Origin of the sequence: Ferruginibacter paludis (assembly GCF_030409685.1) — a bacterium.
Lineage (GTDB): Bacteria > Bacteroidota > Bacteroidia > Chitinophagales > Chitinophagaceae > Ferruginibacter > Ferruginibacter paludis.
Window position 1 is genome coordinate 137348 of sequence record NZ_JAUFQJ010000011.1, and the last position, 16713, is coordinate 154060.

Here is a 16713-nt window from a genome sequence, read left to right on the forward strand (position 1 = left end):
TTAATAATTTATTTCAGCTTTGCAATCTGGTCATTATAATATTTCACTGTATTAATTACTGAAGGAAGATTGCTTGGCAAATCTTCCGCGTCTCTTTCAATATAAATATGGCCTTTGAAATTTTGCTTTTTCAACTCTGCAAAAATGGCTGGAAAGTCAACAACACCCGTACCAACCGGAACGTCTCTTAATGTCGGGTCATCATATTTTGCTATATCTTTTAAATGTATGCCGATAATGTGACCGCTTAATTTTTTGATGCCTTCCAACGGATTGATGCCACTTTTTGGCCAGTGGCCTAAATCTGCACAGGCTCCAAAATTTGGATGACCTTTGATGGCGAGCAATACCGTATCAGGATTCCAGTAGTGGCTCATGCCTTTCCAGTGTTCATGAATAGCAACCTTTACACCAAATGCACCTGCAAGGCTATCGATGCTGTCCCACATGTTTAATGGCGGTTCGGTGGTGACGAACTGCACGCCAAACTGTTTGGCAATCTCAAATTGTTTTTTCCAGGAGAGAATAGTGGAATCTCCATTGATATAAATGGATTCCATCTTCAGGCCTTTTTGCCCTATCAGCGCTTTTAGTTTATCAATACCGGCAAGCGACAGTTGGCCAACGAGTGTATCTTTTAATTCAGGTCCGGCTTTATGAAATGTATTAGGCTCGATGTAAACGATACCTGCGCTATCCACTTTGTCCAGCGATTGCGGGAAATTAAAAGTATGGAATGTCCACAGGGCAACACCAAATTTCCAGTCTTTGGCAGGATCAACCGTAGAGGTGGATGCTGTGCTGTCAACGCTTTCAGTGGTCGTTTTTTGTGTACCGTTATTGCAGGCAGCCAATATTGTACTAAGTGCGAGTACAGGCAAGATCAGTTTCTTCATATGAAATCGTTTAAATTTTTGAGTTGCTAAGTTCTGTATTTGTAATGAAACAGGAAGGTTTTTTTATCCTGTTACTAAACATCTTATGCAAGCGGTTTAAAAAATCCAGTTCTCCGTTCCCTGCTTCGTATCATTTTTTCTTTATGCTATTAAATGAACATTAATTATAAGATTTTTTTACCGTGATGGCACTAAGTCAGTTGTTTCTTCGCAAAAAAATAAAAATTTTCTTTTGTTCTTGTTCCAGGAGATATGCTATATAAGACCCGTATAAAAATTTCCTGATCTATTCACATTGTTTTTAGCAGAATACAATATCTTCAAAGGATGCTGTCCATATTTGTTGCTAGCGTACTTTAATGATTTCTACAAAATTTTCTATCTGCCGCCTGTGTCGCAAAACATGTACTATCGCGTGTTCCATCATTTGTTCTATATCATAGTGCTGGCCCCAGCCGGTAAGCAACTTTTTTTCGTTGTTCATTTCTTCCAGCTCATCGTCAGTAATTTCCCCGAAGGTTCTGTCAGTAAATCGCAGCAGCTTGTCGAGATCGCTTTTGTATTCTACGGCTGTTAAGCGTAGTTCCTTTTCAGGTCTATTGCCCGGAAAATTTTTATGCTTGCGGATATAGACAGCATAACCGTATCCGGAGTGGACAACATGAGCCAGTATGGTTTGAATAGACCGGCAATCCGCATCCGTTGTACCTGCGTCTACAATTGTTGTTAATGTAAGGGAGTCCAGGGGCATGATAAGTTCCTGCAATGCATTCACTGCCTTCTGATATTCACCCAGTATTGCCTTAATAGCGGCCTGCTTTTTATTTTGCGACATTGCCTGTTTTAGTTAATATATGTGTGCTATTATTTTGAACATCGTAGTAACCAGAGCCTTTGTCAGTTTATAAAACACACCAAACCTGTATGGTCACATTATCAGGATTGCGGATCCCCTTCGCAATAAAGAGAGATTTCATCAGCCAGTCATATTTTCCTTTTGCTACTTCAAATACAGGGACAGTCCTGAAATAATAAGCATCAGGTGGTACTACTTCTCCGCTGGAAATTTTCTTTAGCACTTCCGGGCTGGCAACCCTCATCCCTTTATTCGAAATGTAGATCAGCGTACCATCGTCTGCCTCCAAAGTGTAGCGGGCATTGATTTCTGCTACTTCTGCATCCTTGATTAACTGCCAATCTGCCCCGCCAGGTAAAATAATACCCCGAAGTTTCGGACCATTAAAAGTGCCACCGGTAAGCGGGATAACATTGCTGTGGCCGATTCCAGTTTCGTCTGTAGGCTTTGGTGCTGCTACATTTATTTTAAGCTCTCCAAAATATTCAAGTTGAAGTCTGTTCATTTGATCTGTTTTTGCTGCGAAGCAAATAAGAACACAACGGGCATGGTAATTTTATTTGCTATAAAAATTATTCTTTTTTAACGCATTCACTGAATATAAATTACAGCTTTTGGTTAATTAATTTCAATAGTATGTATGCCACTTGTTAATGAAATTGTTTTATTCTTCCAAACGAAACTTCCGTTTAAACCTGCCGGCAGGGTCACCACTCCTTCAATACCGTTTACATTTTTTCTTTTAAGCGAAACAAGAATGTTACCCAACGGATGGGGCATCGAGCCATTAACACTAGTCAATTCCCCTAGAGCAGGTTGAATTTTAACAGTCGCAAATCCTGCACTGCCAGGCATTATGCCGCAAATGGTGGCAAGAAAATCGTAATCGGGACTGGAGCTCCAGGCATGGCAATCGGAACGGGAGGGCTCCGGATTTTCAGCAAAGGTGGTTAAGCCGATTGCCAGCATATCCCGCCAGGGTTTTAGCTGTGAATAATATACATCTGCCATGCCCGCCTTTTTTAGAGCCTGCGTAAGATAAAAACGATAATAAAAAGTGGCCTGGCTTAAACTGGTATCATATAAAATTTGCTGCATTACCGTCTTTATTTTGGTAGCAGGTATTGCCCCCGTGAGCACGGCCATAATACCGGCATGCTGACTGAATTTATTTTTGTCTGGTGTATTGGCCATTTCATTTTTGACTGGGTTAAAACACAACTGGTAAGTATGAGCCGTAAGCGAATTGGCCAATGCTGAATAATGCGCCGCCATTGTTGTTTTACCAAAATGACTGAATAAAATAGCTGCCTGTTGGAGTGTATAGGCATATTGCAAAGTGATGACCGATGAATTACCATCATCGGCGCCGTCAGGCCTGCCCCCATCAAAAGCCGTGTTCCAGTCTGCAAAATTCCACCATTTCATGGGCCCCAGCATTTGCTTCTTTCTGTCGATATTTTTTTCGTACCAATCCAGTACCCCTGCCATCCCCGTCAGATACTTTTCAATAAAAATATCATCCTTCCGGTGCATATAATAATCATATACCATGCTGATCCAATACAAGGAAAATGGTGGAATGATTTGTAATTCTGTAGAAGGATAACGGCTTTGCGTTAGTCCTTCCGGTACCCTGGAGTTATAAAAATCATTGATGGCTTTGCGCATCAGCCTGTCGTCGCCGGCAACATACAATGACACCAGTGCCTGTATCCTGGTATCACCAATATACTGCAGCTGTTCATAGTATGGACAATCAAAATAAGTTTCACCCGCACAAAGCCGGGCGGTGCGCCATCCCACTTCCCAAATCTTTTTCAATGAAGTATCATTGCTGCTAAAACTTCCTTTTTCTTCAAACGGATAGCCAGTATAACGTCCATATAAATCCTCAATCACCAGCGGTTCATCCTTCGTGGTTATATCCAGTTGCATGTAACGGTATGTTCTGAACCAAAGCGGCCTGAACAGCCTGTTGTGACCGCCATCTGGTTCGTATTCATCGTAGGTACCCATAATAGTACGTCCCTCTATGTCGTTGCGGTTCCCCTTTTCTTCCGCTGTATCTTTCAATGCTTCGGCATAAGTGATCTTTACCAGGGCTCCTTTGCCATTACTTGTTATTAATTCAGGATAAGCTACTGTGTTAAAAGTCTGATCCATCAGGATGCTTACTTTTTGATTGGCCGGAATAGTCAAGGATTTTTTTCCTGTGAGAAAATCAGCATCATTTGCAATACCTGCTGCTCTTCTTATTAAAGGAATCCGTTGCTGGCGTTCTTCCATCAATGGTATTGTCCGCGGCACCAGTATCCACATATTGCCGCTGCCGTTGCCAAACGTAAGGCCATTGTAGGAAGCTGTCGCTGCTAACCATTTTTCGTCAGGGTAATTTACCTGCTGCCAATTCCAGGGGTAAACACTTCCTTTTACATGATCTCCCGCTCCTACTTCCCGATGATAGCTGCCATCTTCCAGTGCGCATACTGTGTAAGCTTCATCTCTTACTACCTTCCATGTTTCATCGGTATTAACTACAGCCTGCGCTGACTGATCTCCCTGTACAATTAATCCTGTACGGCTGCTTGCCTGTGCTGTTGGTGCGTATATCGCCAGGTTCCAAACCATAACTGCAATGGTATTGCGTCCTTGTTGCAGGTAAGATGATAAGTCAACTGTTTCAAAAAACCAGTTGTATAAATCGCCCCGTGCAGGGCCGCTGCAAACAGGTGAACCGTTTACCCACAAGCGATAGCGGTTATCTGCTGAAATATGAATAATAAAATTATCCGGCTTTTTATCCAGGTTAAAAGACTTCCGAAAGTGGTAAACACCATATTCCCTTTGCGAGATGCCGGGACAGGATATCCAGTTAGCGGGCCACTGTTTTTTTAGCAGGGTCGGGTTGATGGTAGTCAGTTGTGCGTTTGCAAAAAAAGTGTTGAAGAGCAGGGCGATTGTAGGTAGCAGTATACGGTTCATTGCTGGGTTAAATTAAAATAATCGTTTGGTTGTTGATCATTGAAAGTAGGGTTTTATCGTGATGAAAACAACTGTAGTATCCTCAGATTTTATTTATCCCTTTATAAGCGCAATTCAATCACCATAAAATTTATCGCCTTCCATTTGTTATTTTCGCAGTTAAAATAACCAGCTGATACCGGTGTTGGCTCGTTAAATAATTTTATGAAATTCTCATTTCGTCAAAGTCTGCTTATTTTTTTTGTATTGATGGCGGCAGCCTCCTGCAGGCAGCGTACCAAAACTATGTTTTCAGAAATGCCAGCAGCAGGCACCCATATCAATTTCAGAAATGATATCACAGAAGACAAGGATTACAATATTCTCACGTACGAGTATTTATATAATGGCGGCGGTGTTGCCGTGGGCGACGTTAACAATGACGGGCTTGCAGACATATACTTCACGGGCAATATGACATCCAATAAATTATATTTAAATAGAGGCGGTTTTAAATTTGAAGACATCACTGCAGCCTCAGGAACAACCGGCCGAAATAAATGGAAGACTGGTGTGGTGATGGTAGATGTTAATGGAGATGGGTTGCTGGATATTTATGTGTGTTATTCCGGCCCAGGCACCGATGCTGAAAGGGCGAACGAATTGTATATTAACAACGGTGTAAAAAATGGCATTCCTGTTTTTACAGAAAGCGCAAAGCAGTATGGGCTGGATGCTCCCGGAACCTACACTACTACTGCCGCCTTTTTTGATATGGACAATGATGGTGATCTAGATATGTTTATGGTCAACCATGCCGATATGTTTTACAACCCGGATTTTAATACAACAAAATTGCGGTCAACAAGACATCCGAAATTTGGCAACCGTTTGTACAGGAATGATGGTGGCGTATTTACTGACATCAGTACTGTCGCTCACATTGACGGAAGCGGAATTAATTTTGGATTAAGCGTTGCCGTCAGCGATATTAATAATGATGGCTGGGCTGATATATATGTCACCAATGATTATGATGAAAGAGATTTTTTATACCTGAATAACCATGATGGCAGTTTTCGTGAGGTACTAACAAAGGCTGCCAGCCATATTTCTGAATTTGCAATGGGCAGTGATATCGCTGATTATAACAACGATGACAAACCGGATATCATGGTGATGGATATGTTGCCGGAAGATAACCACCGGCAAAAATTATTAAAAGGAGCCGACACCTATGACAAATACAATATGCGCTTAAATACTGGTTTTCACAGCCAGCAAATGCGCAATACGTTGCAGCTGAATAATGGCATCGATAGTAGTGGCACACCGGTTTTCAGCGAGGTCGGGCAGTTGGCAGGTGTTTCAAACACTGACTGGAGCTGGGCTCCCCTGCTGGCGGATTTTGATAATGATGGATGGAAAGATTTGTTTATTTCAAACGGGTTGAACAAAGACATCACCAATCTGGACTTTGTAAAATATACTTCGGGTTATACTTCAAAAGTGGGCAGTACCAATGGCAGTAAAGAAGAAATGTGGGAGTTGATAAAAAAGATGCCCTCAACCAAACTTACCAACTATTTTTTTCAAAATAATCATGATCTCACTTTTAAAAATGTGACTGGCAGCTGGGGCCTTACCAAAAAATCGGTTAGCAACGGAGCCGCCTATGCTGACCTGGACAATGACGGCGATCTTGACCTGGTGATCAACAACCTGAATGATGCTGCTACTATTTATAAAAACAATGCAAGCGATAACACGCAGGCGCATTACCTGAAATTGAAGTTCAGGGGAGCGCAAAAAAACTCACAAGGCATCGGGGCGAAAGTATATGTAAAAACGGCTCACAACAGCCAACTGCAGGAGCAGTATTTAACCCGTGGCTTTCAATCTTCTGTTGATCCGGTAATGCATATTGGAGTGGGGCCTGACAGCCTGATTGAATCCATCACAATAAAGTGGCCCGGAGGTAAAGAGACTTTAATAAGTAATACAAAGGCGGATACGTTGCTTACAATTAATGAAAGTGATGCCATGGCTAAAAATGATACACAGCAAATCCCTAAATCTAACCTGTGGTTTCAAGATGTTACTGCTGCTACAGGAATTGATTTTACGCATCAGCAATCTGCCTTTGTCGATTTTAAAATATCGCCACTACTACCCTACCAGCTTTCGAAAACAGGGCCCTGTATTACCAAAGCAGATGTGAACGGGGATGGATTGGAAGATGTTTTTATTGGTGCATCTGCGGGACAAGAAAGTGTTTTGTACCTGCAAACAAAATCGGGTCAGTTTATCCCTTCACTGAGCCAGCCATGGAATAACGATAAAAATTTCACCAATACGGATGCATTGTTTTTTGATGCGGACAAAGACGGCGATGCGGACTTGTTCCTGGTAAGCGGCGGTGCTGATTTCTTTTTAAATAACAAGAATTACCAGGACCGCTTTTTTGAAAATGACGGTCATGGTAATTTCAGCAGACTGCCCAATGCACTGCCCGCAGAAACGGTAAGTGGCGGATGCGCCCGTGCCGCTGATTATAATAAGGACGGTTTGCCAGATTTATATGTGGGTGGCAAATTATCGCCGGGTATTTTTCCTGTTGCACCAGAAAGCTTTATGCTCAAAAATGTAAGCAAGCCCGGAGAAATCAGGTTTATAAAAGACGTAACTCAAGAAGATTCAAGCCTTGTTTATCCCGGTATGGTTACGGACGCTGTATGGCTGGATCTGAATAAAGATGGATGGGAAGATTTAATAGTGGTTGGACAATTTATGCCGGTTACTATTTTTGAAAATCACAATGGCATATTTTCTAACCAAACAACGGCTTATGGATTAGCAGATACACAGGGATGGTGGTGCCGCATACTGCCAGATGATTTTGATAAAGACGGAGACACTGACCTGGTAATTGGTAATCTTGGTACCAACACCCAACTAAAGGCAAGTGCTACTGAACCGTTGACTATTACCTATGCCGATTTTTATGGCAATGGTATGATGGATCCTATTCTTTGTTATTACAACCAGGGAAAAAGTTATCCTTATTTTTCAAAAGATGAATTGGCGGATCAGATCCCGGCGATCCAAAAAAAGTTTTTATTATATGCTGATTATGCAGACGCACAATTGCAGGACATCTTTACAAAAGAACAACTGGATAAAGCGAAGACAGTAACAATAAAAACATTGCAGTCTGTTTACTTACAAAATGAGGGCAGCAGAAAATTTACCATCAGGCCATTACCCGTTGCGGCACAAATCAGTGCAGTCAACGGTTTGGTGGCTGTTGATTTAGATAAAGACGGTAATAAAGACATTGTACTGGCTGGCAATTTCTTCCCGTTTCGTGTAAACCTTGGTCCGTTAGATGCAGGCTTAGGATTGGTGTTAAAGGGTGACGGTAAGGGCAATTTTTCACCGGTGCCTTATGAAAAAACAGGGCTTAATGTTAACGGAGATGTACGCAATCTTATCAGCATAAAGACTGAAAAGAATCTCCTGCTCATTGCTGCAAAAGCAAAAAACCGCATTCAGGTTGTTAGAACAAATCCTGAGGAAGTAATGAAAGTAAAGGCAATTACGAAAACGGTTGAGTAAATAAATGCCTGCAGATTAGCGCGAAACTAAAATTAAGTTTACATATTTACGTGTTGGTTATACGGGAAATTTAAGGCCTTTGCTTTTACAACAAATATTAATCATTTAAAAACATTCAAATCAGTTCAAGGCATTTAACTTGCGGAACCAAAAGTGTTTATTGAACATTATTGGGTAACACAACGGGTTCAATATTTTTTTATTACCAAAACTATCTACAAATGAGATGTAACAAGAGATTGTCATTGGCTGTCTTACTCATGTTCTTCAGCAGTTTGCTTTTTGCACAGGGCACAATAACGGGCACTGTAACAGATGCGGACGGTAACAGTTTACAGAGCGTCACTGTTACTGCGTTAAACTCTTCAACCGCAGTGATAACAGATTCCAGGGGCAAATATGTTATTTCCCTGCCCTCAGGTTCAACAGAGCTTGAATTTACCATGGTGGGTTACGTAAAACAAGTCGTAAACGTGTCCGGTAAATCTGCTTTAAATATTTCACTTCAGGCCGCAGCCGGTTCACTAAAAGACGTGGTGGTAGTTGGATATGGCACGCAGCGCAAACGGGATGTTACCGGAACCATCAGTACCGTAAAAGGGGATGATTTTAAAAACCTTCCGGTGAGCAGCTCTGCTGCAGCCTTGCAGGGACGTGCTTCAGGAGTTGATATCATCCGGAATGACGGTGCGCCGGGTAGCGTGCCAAACATAAAAATCCGCGGTACAGGTACCATCAATAATTCTGATCCGTTGGTTGTAATAGATGGTGTACCCGTTGGGGGGTTGAATGATGTAAGTCCCAACGACATTGCTTCTATGGAAATACTAAAAGATGCTTCTGCATCTGCGATCTATGGAACACGTGCTGCCAATGGGGTTATTTTAATCACCACCAAAAAAGGTACATATGGCGAACAATTGAAAACTTCGGTAAACGTATATACCGGTAATTCAAACCCCATTAAATATTTATCATTACTTACAGCACCTGATTTGGTAACCTTAAAAAAAGAGGAGTTTACAAACGATAATCTGCCTGTTCCATCTATCTGGAATGATGCCAATTATTCTACGCAGCGCACCGACTGGCAGCGTGCCCTGTTTGGAACTGGTAAAGTAACCAATGCTGATGTTGCGGTAAGAGGTGGCAATGCAGTTTCCACCTACAGTATCTCTGGTAACTATTATGCTGAAAAAGGAATGATTGCTAATTCATTTTTTAAAAGATACAGTGCAAGAATTAATTCTGAACATAAAGTTGGCAGCAGGCTAAAAGTGGGCGAGAATGTTTTGTACTCTTTCACCAATAACAGTGGGCTTGATACAAGGTCTACACAGGCCGGGCTTGTTTGGTCAGCATTGCGTTTTAATCCTGCTATCCCTGTTTTAAATGCAGATGGCAGCTGGGGCAGTTCCAAAGCTAGCAACGAATTGGGCGATATCAATAACCCTGTTTTTACTGCAGCCACTACAGACCAGTTTAATAAAAACAATCACCTGCTTGCGAATGCTTTTGCTGAAATCGATATTATCAGCGGGTTAAAATTTAAGGCCAATATAGCGTACGATTACAATAGTTATAACGGGTACAATTTTAGTATTGCAACGCCAGATCAGACAAGGGTAAACGGACTTGCTTCACTCAGACGCAGTTATGCCGAGTCAAGTTCTTTATTGAATGAATTGTTTCTTACCTATAACAAACAGTTTGCAAAAGTGCACAACCTGAATGTTACAGCAGGTTATTCTGCCCAGTCATTTAAAAACGATGGTTATTATGGAGAACGCAGAGGTTATACTGATCCGGCTGATGATCACCGCATACTGGACAATGGAAGCAGCGCCAACCAATTCTCAGGTGGCAGCCGTGGGGCGGCAGGGTTGATGTCCTACTTCGCCCGGGCAAATTATAGCTTTATGGGCAGGTATCTTTTAACGGCTACTATGCGTGCCGACGGATCAAGCAAATTTCCACCAAACAGCCGTTGGGGTTACTTTCCCGCCGTTTCTGCAGGTTGGCGTATATCCGACGAAAAATTCTTCAAAAACAGTGTTGACTTTATCAATAACCTGAAGCTGACTGCCGGCTGGGGACAATTGGGTAATCAAAATATTCCCGATTTTCAATACCTCTCCATTATCAGAAGCGGCGGTATCAACTATGCTTTCGGATCAGCCACCAATGTTGTTGACGGTTCTTTTGTAACTAGTCTTGCCAATCCAAATATTACCTGGGAAAGAGCAGAAATGAAAAACATAAGTCTCGAGTTCGGGTTGCTGAAAAACCATCTGACCGGTACGCTTACCTGGTTCGACAAGAATACCAAAGACATGTTGATTCCCTATTCATTGGTTGAAACTTACGGTGCCAATGTGAACCTGTCTTATGGCAGCGGTAATGTTACCATTCCAAATCAAAACATCGGCACACTTAATAACCGCGGTATTGAAGTAGATCTGAATTACCAGAACAAAGCAGGTGAACTGACTTATTCCATCGGGGGCAATGCTTCTTTTATAAAAAACAAAGTGACCCTTTTATATGGCACCAATTCTGATTACATCAGTTCCGTTTTTTATGGCAGGGAATCGTTGGAAACTTCGCGTACTTATGAAGGACAGCCCATTGCTTCTTTCTATGGATTTAAAACAAATGGCTTGTATCAGAACCAGGGCGATATTGACAAGGATGCCAATATCAGCAACGATCCCAACAAAGCCAATATCAGGCCAGGCGATGTAAGATTCCGTGATTTGAATGGTGATGGTATTGTGAATGATAAAGACAGGGTTTACCTGGGAGATCCTAATCCGTCAATGGTATTGGGCATCAATGGTAGTCTGCAATATAAACAGGTTGATTTTAATTTCTCTTTTGCAGGTGCATTTGGGTTTGAATTATACAATGCAGATAGAATGGCCGGGCTGGATGCAACCCAGGTATTTAACATGTATAGTGAATCCCTGAACCGCTGGCATGGAGAAGGTACAAGCAATACCATTCCACGTCTTGGAAGGGCAAACGCCAACCAAAATTATCGCTCTTCCGACCTCTGGATTGAAAAAGGCAATTACCTCGCATTAAAGAATGTATCCGTTGGCTATACATTTTCAAAACCTAAAATTGGCAACGTGCAGTTCCCTGAAATCAGGCTGTATGCCAGTTGCTATAATGCTTTTTATCTTACCAAATACAGGGGATACACCCCAGAATTGGGTTATACTGATGGTAACAAACAAAGAGGAGTGGATGTGGCGCAATACCCTTCCGCAAGATCATTAACCATTGGTGCAAACTTTAATTTTTAAAAGAAAAATATTATGACAAGGTTCAATTATAAATTGATTATTCCCTCGGCCCTCATTGTTTTTTCAGGAGCTGGCTGTTTAAAAAAATCAGTATTGGATGTTACGCCTGTGGGCCAGTATACGCCTGCCAATTACTGGCGCAACGAAAGTGATGTAGTTGCCGGTATCAATGGTATCTATAATGTTCTTACACAGGAAGAAGGTGTAGGCCATAACCTGTATGCGTTTGATGATGCATCAGATGATATTTCAGTTGATGGCGATCACTCTGATTTTTGGGAAATAGAAAGATTTACAACCAATTCGGCTACCTACCAGTTACACCCCACCTGGGGATGGGCTTACGAGCAAATTGCAAGATCGAACAATGCACTGATCTATGTTCCGAAGGTTCCTGTGATGAACGAAGATATAAGGAAGCGTTCTTTAGGTGAAGCCTATTTTTTAAGAGCACATGGTTACTGGACGCTTAATTTAATATTCGGGGAAGTGCCACTGATACAGGAAGACAATGTACTAACCGGTAATTACAATGTAGCCAAGTCAACTGTAGAAGATGTAAGAAAATTAATAGAATCAGACTTGCTGAAAGCTGCTGACTTGCTGCCCGAAACGTATGGCGCCGAAGACAAGGGCCGTGTAAGCAAGGGTGCTGCCTGGGGCTTGCTAGCTAAATTATACCTGTTCTGGGAAAAACTGGATAAAGCGCAGGAATATGGCACCAAAGTAATCACCAATGCCAATTATGCACTGGCACCCAACTACACGGATAACTTTACTTTGGGTAACCAGGAGAACAATTCTGAATTGTTGTTTGCGGTGTGGAATAAAAACAATTACAACAACTCGCCTATCAATATTTACTTTACCAACAGGGCCTGGAATGGCTGGGGCTTTCATCACCCGACACAAAATTTTGCTGAAGAGTTTGAGCCGGCAGATGTAGTACGCAAACAGGCAACGTTGTTATCAGTGGGTGATTCCATCCCTCACCAAACTACTATGATTGAAATACAGGATCAGGATGCGTACCAGATGTTTGCGGGGAAGAAAGGCCAGTTTACCGGGCGTATGCTGCCAAGTCAATCATCTACTACAGGATATTGCGTTAGAAAATATACGGCTTTCAACCCTGATAATTCAGGTAATCTCGATGGAGATTTAAAACAACCTTTGTTGCGTACTGCTGATATTTACCTGGTGGTGGCGGAAGCTAAAATCCGCACCAGCGGCCCCGGCGCTGGCGATGCTGAAATCAATGCAGTTCGCACCCGTGCAGGTTTACAACCGGTGAGCGGCGCAACAATTAAACAATTGATTCATGAGCGAAGGGTTGAGTTGGGCGCTGAGAATGTGCGTCATTTCGATTTAATGCGATGGGACAAAGCGCAGATTATAAACCTGGATACTATTTATAATAAACCGAAAACGGCTTCCCCATTGGAACCATATAAAGGTGCGGTAGTAATACCGGGCCGCACTTTTAAGCGCCCGAAGGATTATTATATGCCGGTACCGCAAATTATCATCGACCAGAGCAAAGGGGTTATTACGCAGAATCCCAATTATTAAGCAAACAAATAAGTAGTAATGTGTGCTTACTTAAAACCTGTAAGGCTATTAGCTATACAGGTTTTAAGTTTTGATGTAAACGTTTATTCCGCAACAACAATGGTAATAGCTGAAGTCTTTTTATTTGTTTAGGATATCAACTGTTTTTCGAAGGGGTAAAAAAGTCCGTCCTTTTTGCGGAAATTTTCCAAATATCAACTTCGTATTTTCCGAAGCAACTGCCCAGTTTTACCCGATCTTTCCAAAACCTATTATCTCAAATAATAAGGCACATAATTATGCGTTTCAAATTGGTCCGTATCCTTTAGCCAGTTAATCCCTGGTATTATTTTTAACTTTATATACAAATGCCATTAACGGCATTGTGCATATACTATATCCAATATTAAAAATTGAAAACTATGAAAACCATTTTACTTGTTCCCACCACCCTTTCGTATTTTTTTCGAACGAAATCATTTAATGCTTCGGTCTTTTAAAGTCAGGCCTTCGCATCTTAAGCTGAATTCATTTTAAGAAATGATCAGTTTTAAACTGGTTATATCAGTAATATCCGCATTTCGGATGGAGTTGATATGCTGGTAACGGAATTCTATAATCGAAAATAATCCTATCCCTTCCTATGAGACAACTATTTATTATTCTGCTAGTAATTTCTGCAAGTACGGTGCAGGCAAAAAACTATTACATTTCAGCAAAAGGGCTTGATACAAATACTGGCCTCTCACCCACATCTGCATGGCAAACCATTGCAAAATTGAATGCTTCATTTGGCATCATTGCGGCCGGGGATTCAATACTATTTAAAAGCGGTGAAACTTTTTATGGTTCCATTGTTGTCGGTAAATCGGGTACAAGTTCGCTGCCCATAGTATTTGGATCATACGGAACCGGCGCCCAGCCCCTCATTTCAGGTTTTACAACTTTATCGACCTGGACAAATGTAGGTGGGGGTATTTGGAAAACTAGTGTAAACACGGGAAATAACAAATTAATGCTAGTTAGTATTGACAATCACCTGCAAAGAATGGGAAGATATCCTAATTACGACGCTGCCAACGGTGGATATCTTAGCTATGAAAGCTTTAATAGCAGCGCCCCTTCCATAACAGATAATCAATTGACAGCCTCAATAAATTGGACGGGTGCAGATGCTGTAATCCGAAAGTATTCTTATATTACAAGTATATGCCCCATTACAGCCCATTCTGGAGGAACGTTGACTTATAAAAATACGGATGGTAATTTTGGTGTAGCTGGATATGGTTACTTTATTCAAAATGATATCAGAACCTTAGACCAGTTTGGAGAATGGTTTTTAAATAAAACCACCAAAGAGTTATCTGTATACTTTGGCAGCGCCACTCCTGCTTCCTACACAATAAAAGCTTCTACAGTTGATACTTTATTTAATTGTGGCGACGGCGGTTTTAACGGAACCGGAAGAGTAGCCCGTAGTTTTCTAGTCATCAATAATATTGCTTTTGAAGGGGGAAATGACCGTGCTTTTTTTAGCCAGAATGGAAGTAATATGAAGGTGCAAAATTGCACTTTTAATAATAATAACGTCGGAATATACATGTGGAATATCCCTAATTCTTTAACTGAGAACAATACCGTTACTAACTCTTTGAATAATGCAATCCTTATATATGGAGAAGTCTCATCTCCTTCTGTCATCCGAAAAAATATCATTCGTAATTGTGGTAATATGACAGGCATGGGAGGAAGCAATGATGGAGCATATTGTGGTATTATCCAAACAGGAGATAATGCTACCGTTGAATACAACCGGCTCGATTCAATTGGATTTAATGGAATAAAGTTTAACGGAAATAATATATCAATCAGGTATAATCATATAGCCAATTTCTGCATGACGAAAGATGATGGCGGCGGTATTTATACTTACAACGATCTCACCAAGATCAATAGAGTAGTTGCCTCAAATATTGTCATGCGGGGAATAGGAGCAAGATTGGGAAGAGAAAACGACGGGCGAACACATGCGATTTATATGGATGGTAATACTCATAATGTAGACATACTGAATAATACAGTGTCGCAATCGGATGGCTCAGGTATCTTATTAAACCAAGGTGTTAATATCAGGGTTAGCGGTAATACTATGTACAATGTGCCATGGGGAATTGACTTACAGCGATACCCTAATACGAGCACCGCACCATCGGAAATCTTACACAATAATATCTTTACAAAAAATATTTTTTACCCCACCGTCAGCAATGTATTTTATTGGAATGGTCAGCTAAATGAACCCACCGTAACAACAATACAAGCAAATATGCAGGAAATTGGAATTTTCGATAGTAACTATGTAAGAGATGATCTGGCTGCGGCATTTGATTATTACTACCACCTGACAGTTGGAGGCACTTTTGTTGATCCGCCTGCATTGAATTTTTCCCAGTGGCAGCCTTTTATCAACGGTGAGGTACACAGCAAAGTCATTGCAACGGGTGCAAACCGGTTTGAATTCAACTCGGGAAGCAGCGATACCACTATTACGCTGGATGCGAAATATTTAGGTGTAGACAGTACTTTTTACAATGGTTCCATCACCTTGCATCCCTTTACATCAGCCCTGCTTTTAAAATCCGGGCCATTGGATGCCGCGTTAAAAGCGGATGCAGGAACGGATATTTCCCTGGTGCTGCCAACCAACAACACCATACTAAAAGGAAGTGCGGTTGGAACAATTATTTCCTACAGCTGGACAAAAATTGCAGGCCCCGATCAATTCACTATTTCCAGTCCGGGCAGCCCAAGTACTTCAATAAGTAATTTAACCGTTGGAACCTATACTTTTCAATTTAAAGTAATCAATAATACCGGAGATTCTGCCATGGCCACGGTCAATGTCAACCAGACTGGAATATTGCCGGTAACCCTGATCGATTTTGAAGCACAAAATAACAATGATAAAATCGCCCTGCAATGGCAGGTAGCTTCAGAAATAAACGTAAGTCATTATTCCATAGAAAGAAGCAGTGATGGGCAATATTTTGAAAATATCGGGCAGCTGAATTCTTACAATCTGGCCGATATACAAGTCAACTACAATTTTGCCGACAATAACCCGCTCAAAGGAATAAACTATTACAGACTTGTGATGGTTGATAGGGATGGTACTTTTGCCTACAGTAAGGTTGTTTCTGCATCGGCGGCAAATGTGGTCTCTTTTAAAATCAACAGTGTTTTACTTTCCAAAAGCACGGGGAGTTTAACGATCAATCTGAATACAAACTACCAGCAAAATTTACAGATTGTCCTAGCCGACGCAAGTGGCAGAATTGTTTATGCAAATAAAGTGGGGTTACAAAAGGGATTTAATACAATTGATCAGAAGGTACCAGCCATCAACAATGGCGTGTATTTCACAAAACTATTTACAGATGATTTGTCCGTACAAAAGGCGATATTATGCGGAAATTGATTCCGGCCACTTTGTTAATGGAAGACTTCCCGGCAGGCT

General features: G+C 41.4%; 8 protein-coding genes. 4 read left to right on the forward strand and 4 right to left on the reverse strand.

Annotated elements, in window-relative coordinates; genetic code table 11:
• Window positions 1–8 precede the first annotated feature (8 nt).
• From QWZ08_RS18305 to QWZ08_RS18320, 4 genes are all read right to left on the reverse strand, one after another.
• Window positions 9–896: a sugar phosphate isomerase/epimerase family protein gene (locus QWZ08_RS18305; RefSeq protein WP_290338971.1), complete on the reverse strand. Its 888-nt coding sequence runs from the start codon at window positions 894–896 to the stop codon at window positions 9–11.
• Window positions 897–1242: 346 nt separating this feature from the next.
• A complete protein-coding gene (locus tag QWZ08_RS18310) occupies window positions 1243–1731 on the reverse strand; it encodes a DinB family protein (protein WP_290338972.1) in 489 nt (162 codons plus the stop codon).
• A gap of 67 nt (window positions 1732–1798) precedes the next feature.
• A complete protein-coding gene (locus QWZ08_RS18315) occupies window positions 1799–2257 on the reverse strand; it encodes a DUF3237 domain-containing protein (protein WP_290338973.1) in 459 nt (152 codons plus the stop codon).
• A 113-nt stretch (window positions 2258–2370) separates the two neighbouring features.
• A complete protein-coding gene (locus QWZ08_RS18320) occupies window positions 2371–4737 on the reverse strand; it encodes an alpha-L-rhamnosidase-related protein (protein WP_290338974.1) in 2367 nt (788 codons plus the stop codon).
• A gap of 204 nt (window positions 4738–4941) precedes the next feature.
• Between QWZ08_RS18320 and QWZ08_RS18325 the strand changes: the two genes are divergently transcribed.
• From QWZ08_RS18325 to QWZ08_RS18340, 4 genes are all read left to right on the forward strand, one after another.
• Complete coding sequence (locus tag QWZ08_RS18325; RefSeq protein ID WP_290338975.1) at window positions 4942–8334, forward strand: VCBS repeat-containing protein; 3393 nt, start codon at window positions 4942–4944, stop codon at window positions 8332–8334.
• A 221-nt stretch (window positions 8335–8555) separates the two neighbouring features.
• A complete protein-coding gene (locus tag QWZ08_RS18330; RefSeq protein WP_290338976.1) occupies window positions 8556–11645 on the forward strand; it encodes a SusC/RagA family TonB-linked outer membrane protein in 3090 nt (1029 codons plus the stop codon).
• Between the two features lie 12 nt (window positions 11646–11657).
• Window positions 11658–13217 (forward strand): RagB/SusD family nutrient uptake outer membrane protein, encoded by a 1560-nt coding sequence (locus QWZ08_RS18335; protein ID WP_290338977.1) that lies wholly within the window; start codon window positions 11658–11660, stop codon window positions 13215–13217.
• A gap of 622 nt (window positions 13218–13839) precedes the next feature.
• The gene (locus QWZ08_RS18340; RefSeq protein ID WP_290338978.1) at window positions 13840–16674 is read left to right on the forward strand and encodes a PKD domain-containing protein; all 2835 of its coding nucleotides are present in this window, start codon (window positions 13840–13842) and stop codon (window positions 16672–16674) included.
• Window positions 16675–16713 lie beyond the last annotated feature (39 nt).

Bases quoted from the DNA above. Each gene is read 5' to 3' on its own strand.
- QWZ08_RS18325 (WP_290338975.1), top strand. From the start codon at position 4,942: ATGAAATTCTCATTTCGTCAAAGTCTGCTTATTTTTTTTGTATTGATG.
- QWZ08_RS18340 (WP_290338978.1), top strand. From the start codon at position 13,840: ATGAGACAACTATTTATTATTCTGCTAGTAATTTCTGCAAGTACGGTG.
- QWZ08_RS18320 (WP_290338974.1), bottom strand. From the start codon at position 4,737: ATGAACCGTATACTGCTACCTACAATCGCCCTGCTCTTCAACACTTTT.
- QWZ08_RS18330 (WP_290338976.1), top strand. From the start codon at position 8,556: ATGAGATGTAACAAGAGATTGTCATTGGCTGTCTTACTCATGTTCTTC.
- QWZ08_RS18310 (WP_290338972.1), bottom strand. From the start codon at position 1,731: ATGTCGCAAAATAAAAAGCAGGCCGCTATTAAGGCAATACTGGGTGAA.
- QWZ08_RS18315 (WP_290338973.1), bottom strand. From the start codon at position 2,257: ATGAACAGACTTCAACTTGAATATTTTGGAGAGCTTAAAATAAATGTA.
- QWZ08_RS18335 (WP_290338977.1), top strand. From the start codon at position 11,658: ATGACAAGGTTCAATTATAAATTGATTATTCCCTCGGCCCTCATTGTT.
- QWZ08_RS18305 (WP_290338971.1), bottom strand. From the start codon at position 896: ATGAAGAAACTGATCTTGCCTGTACTCGCACTTAGTACAATATTGGCT.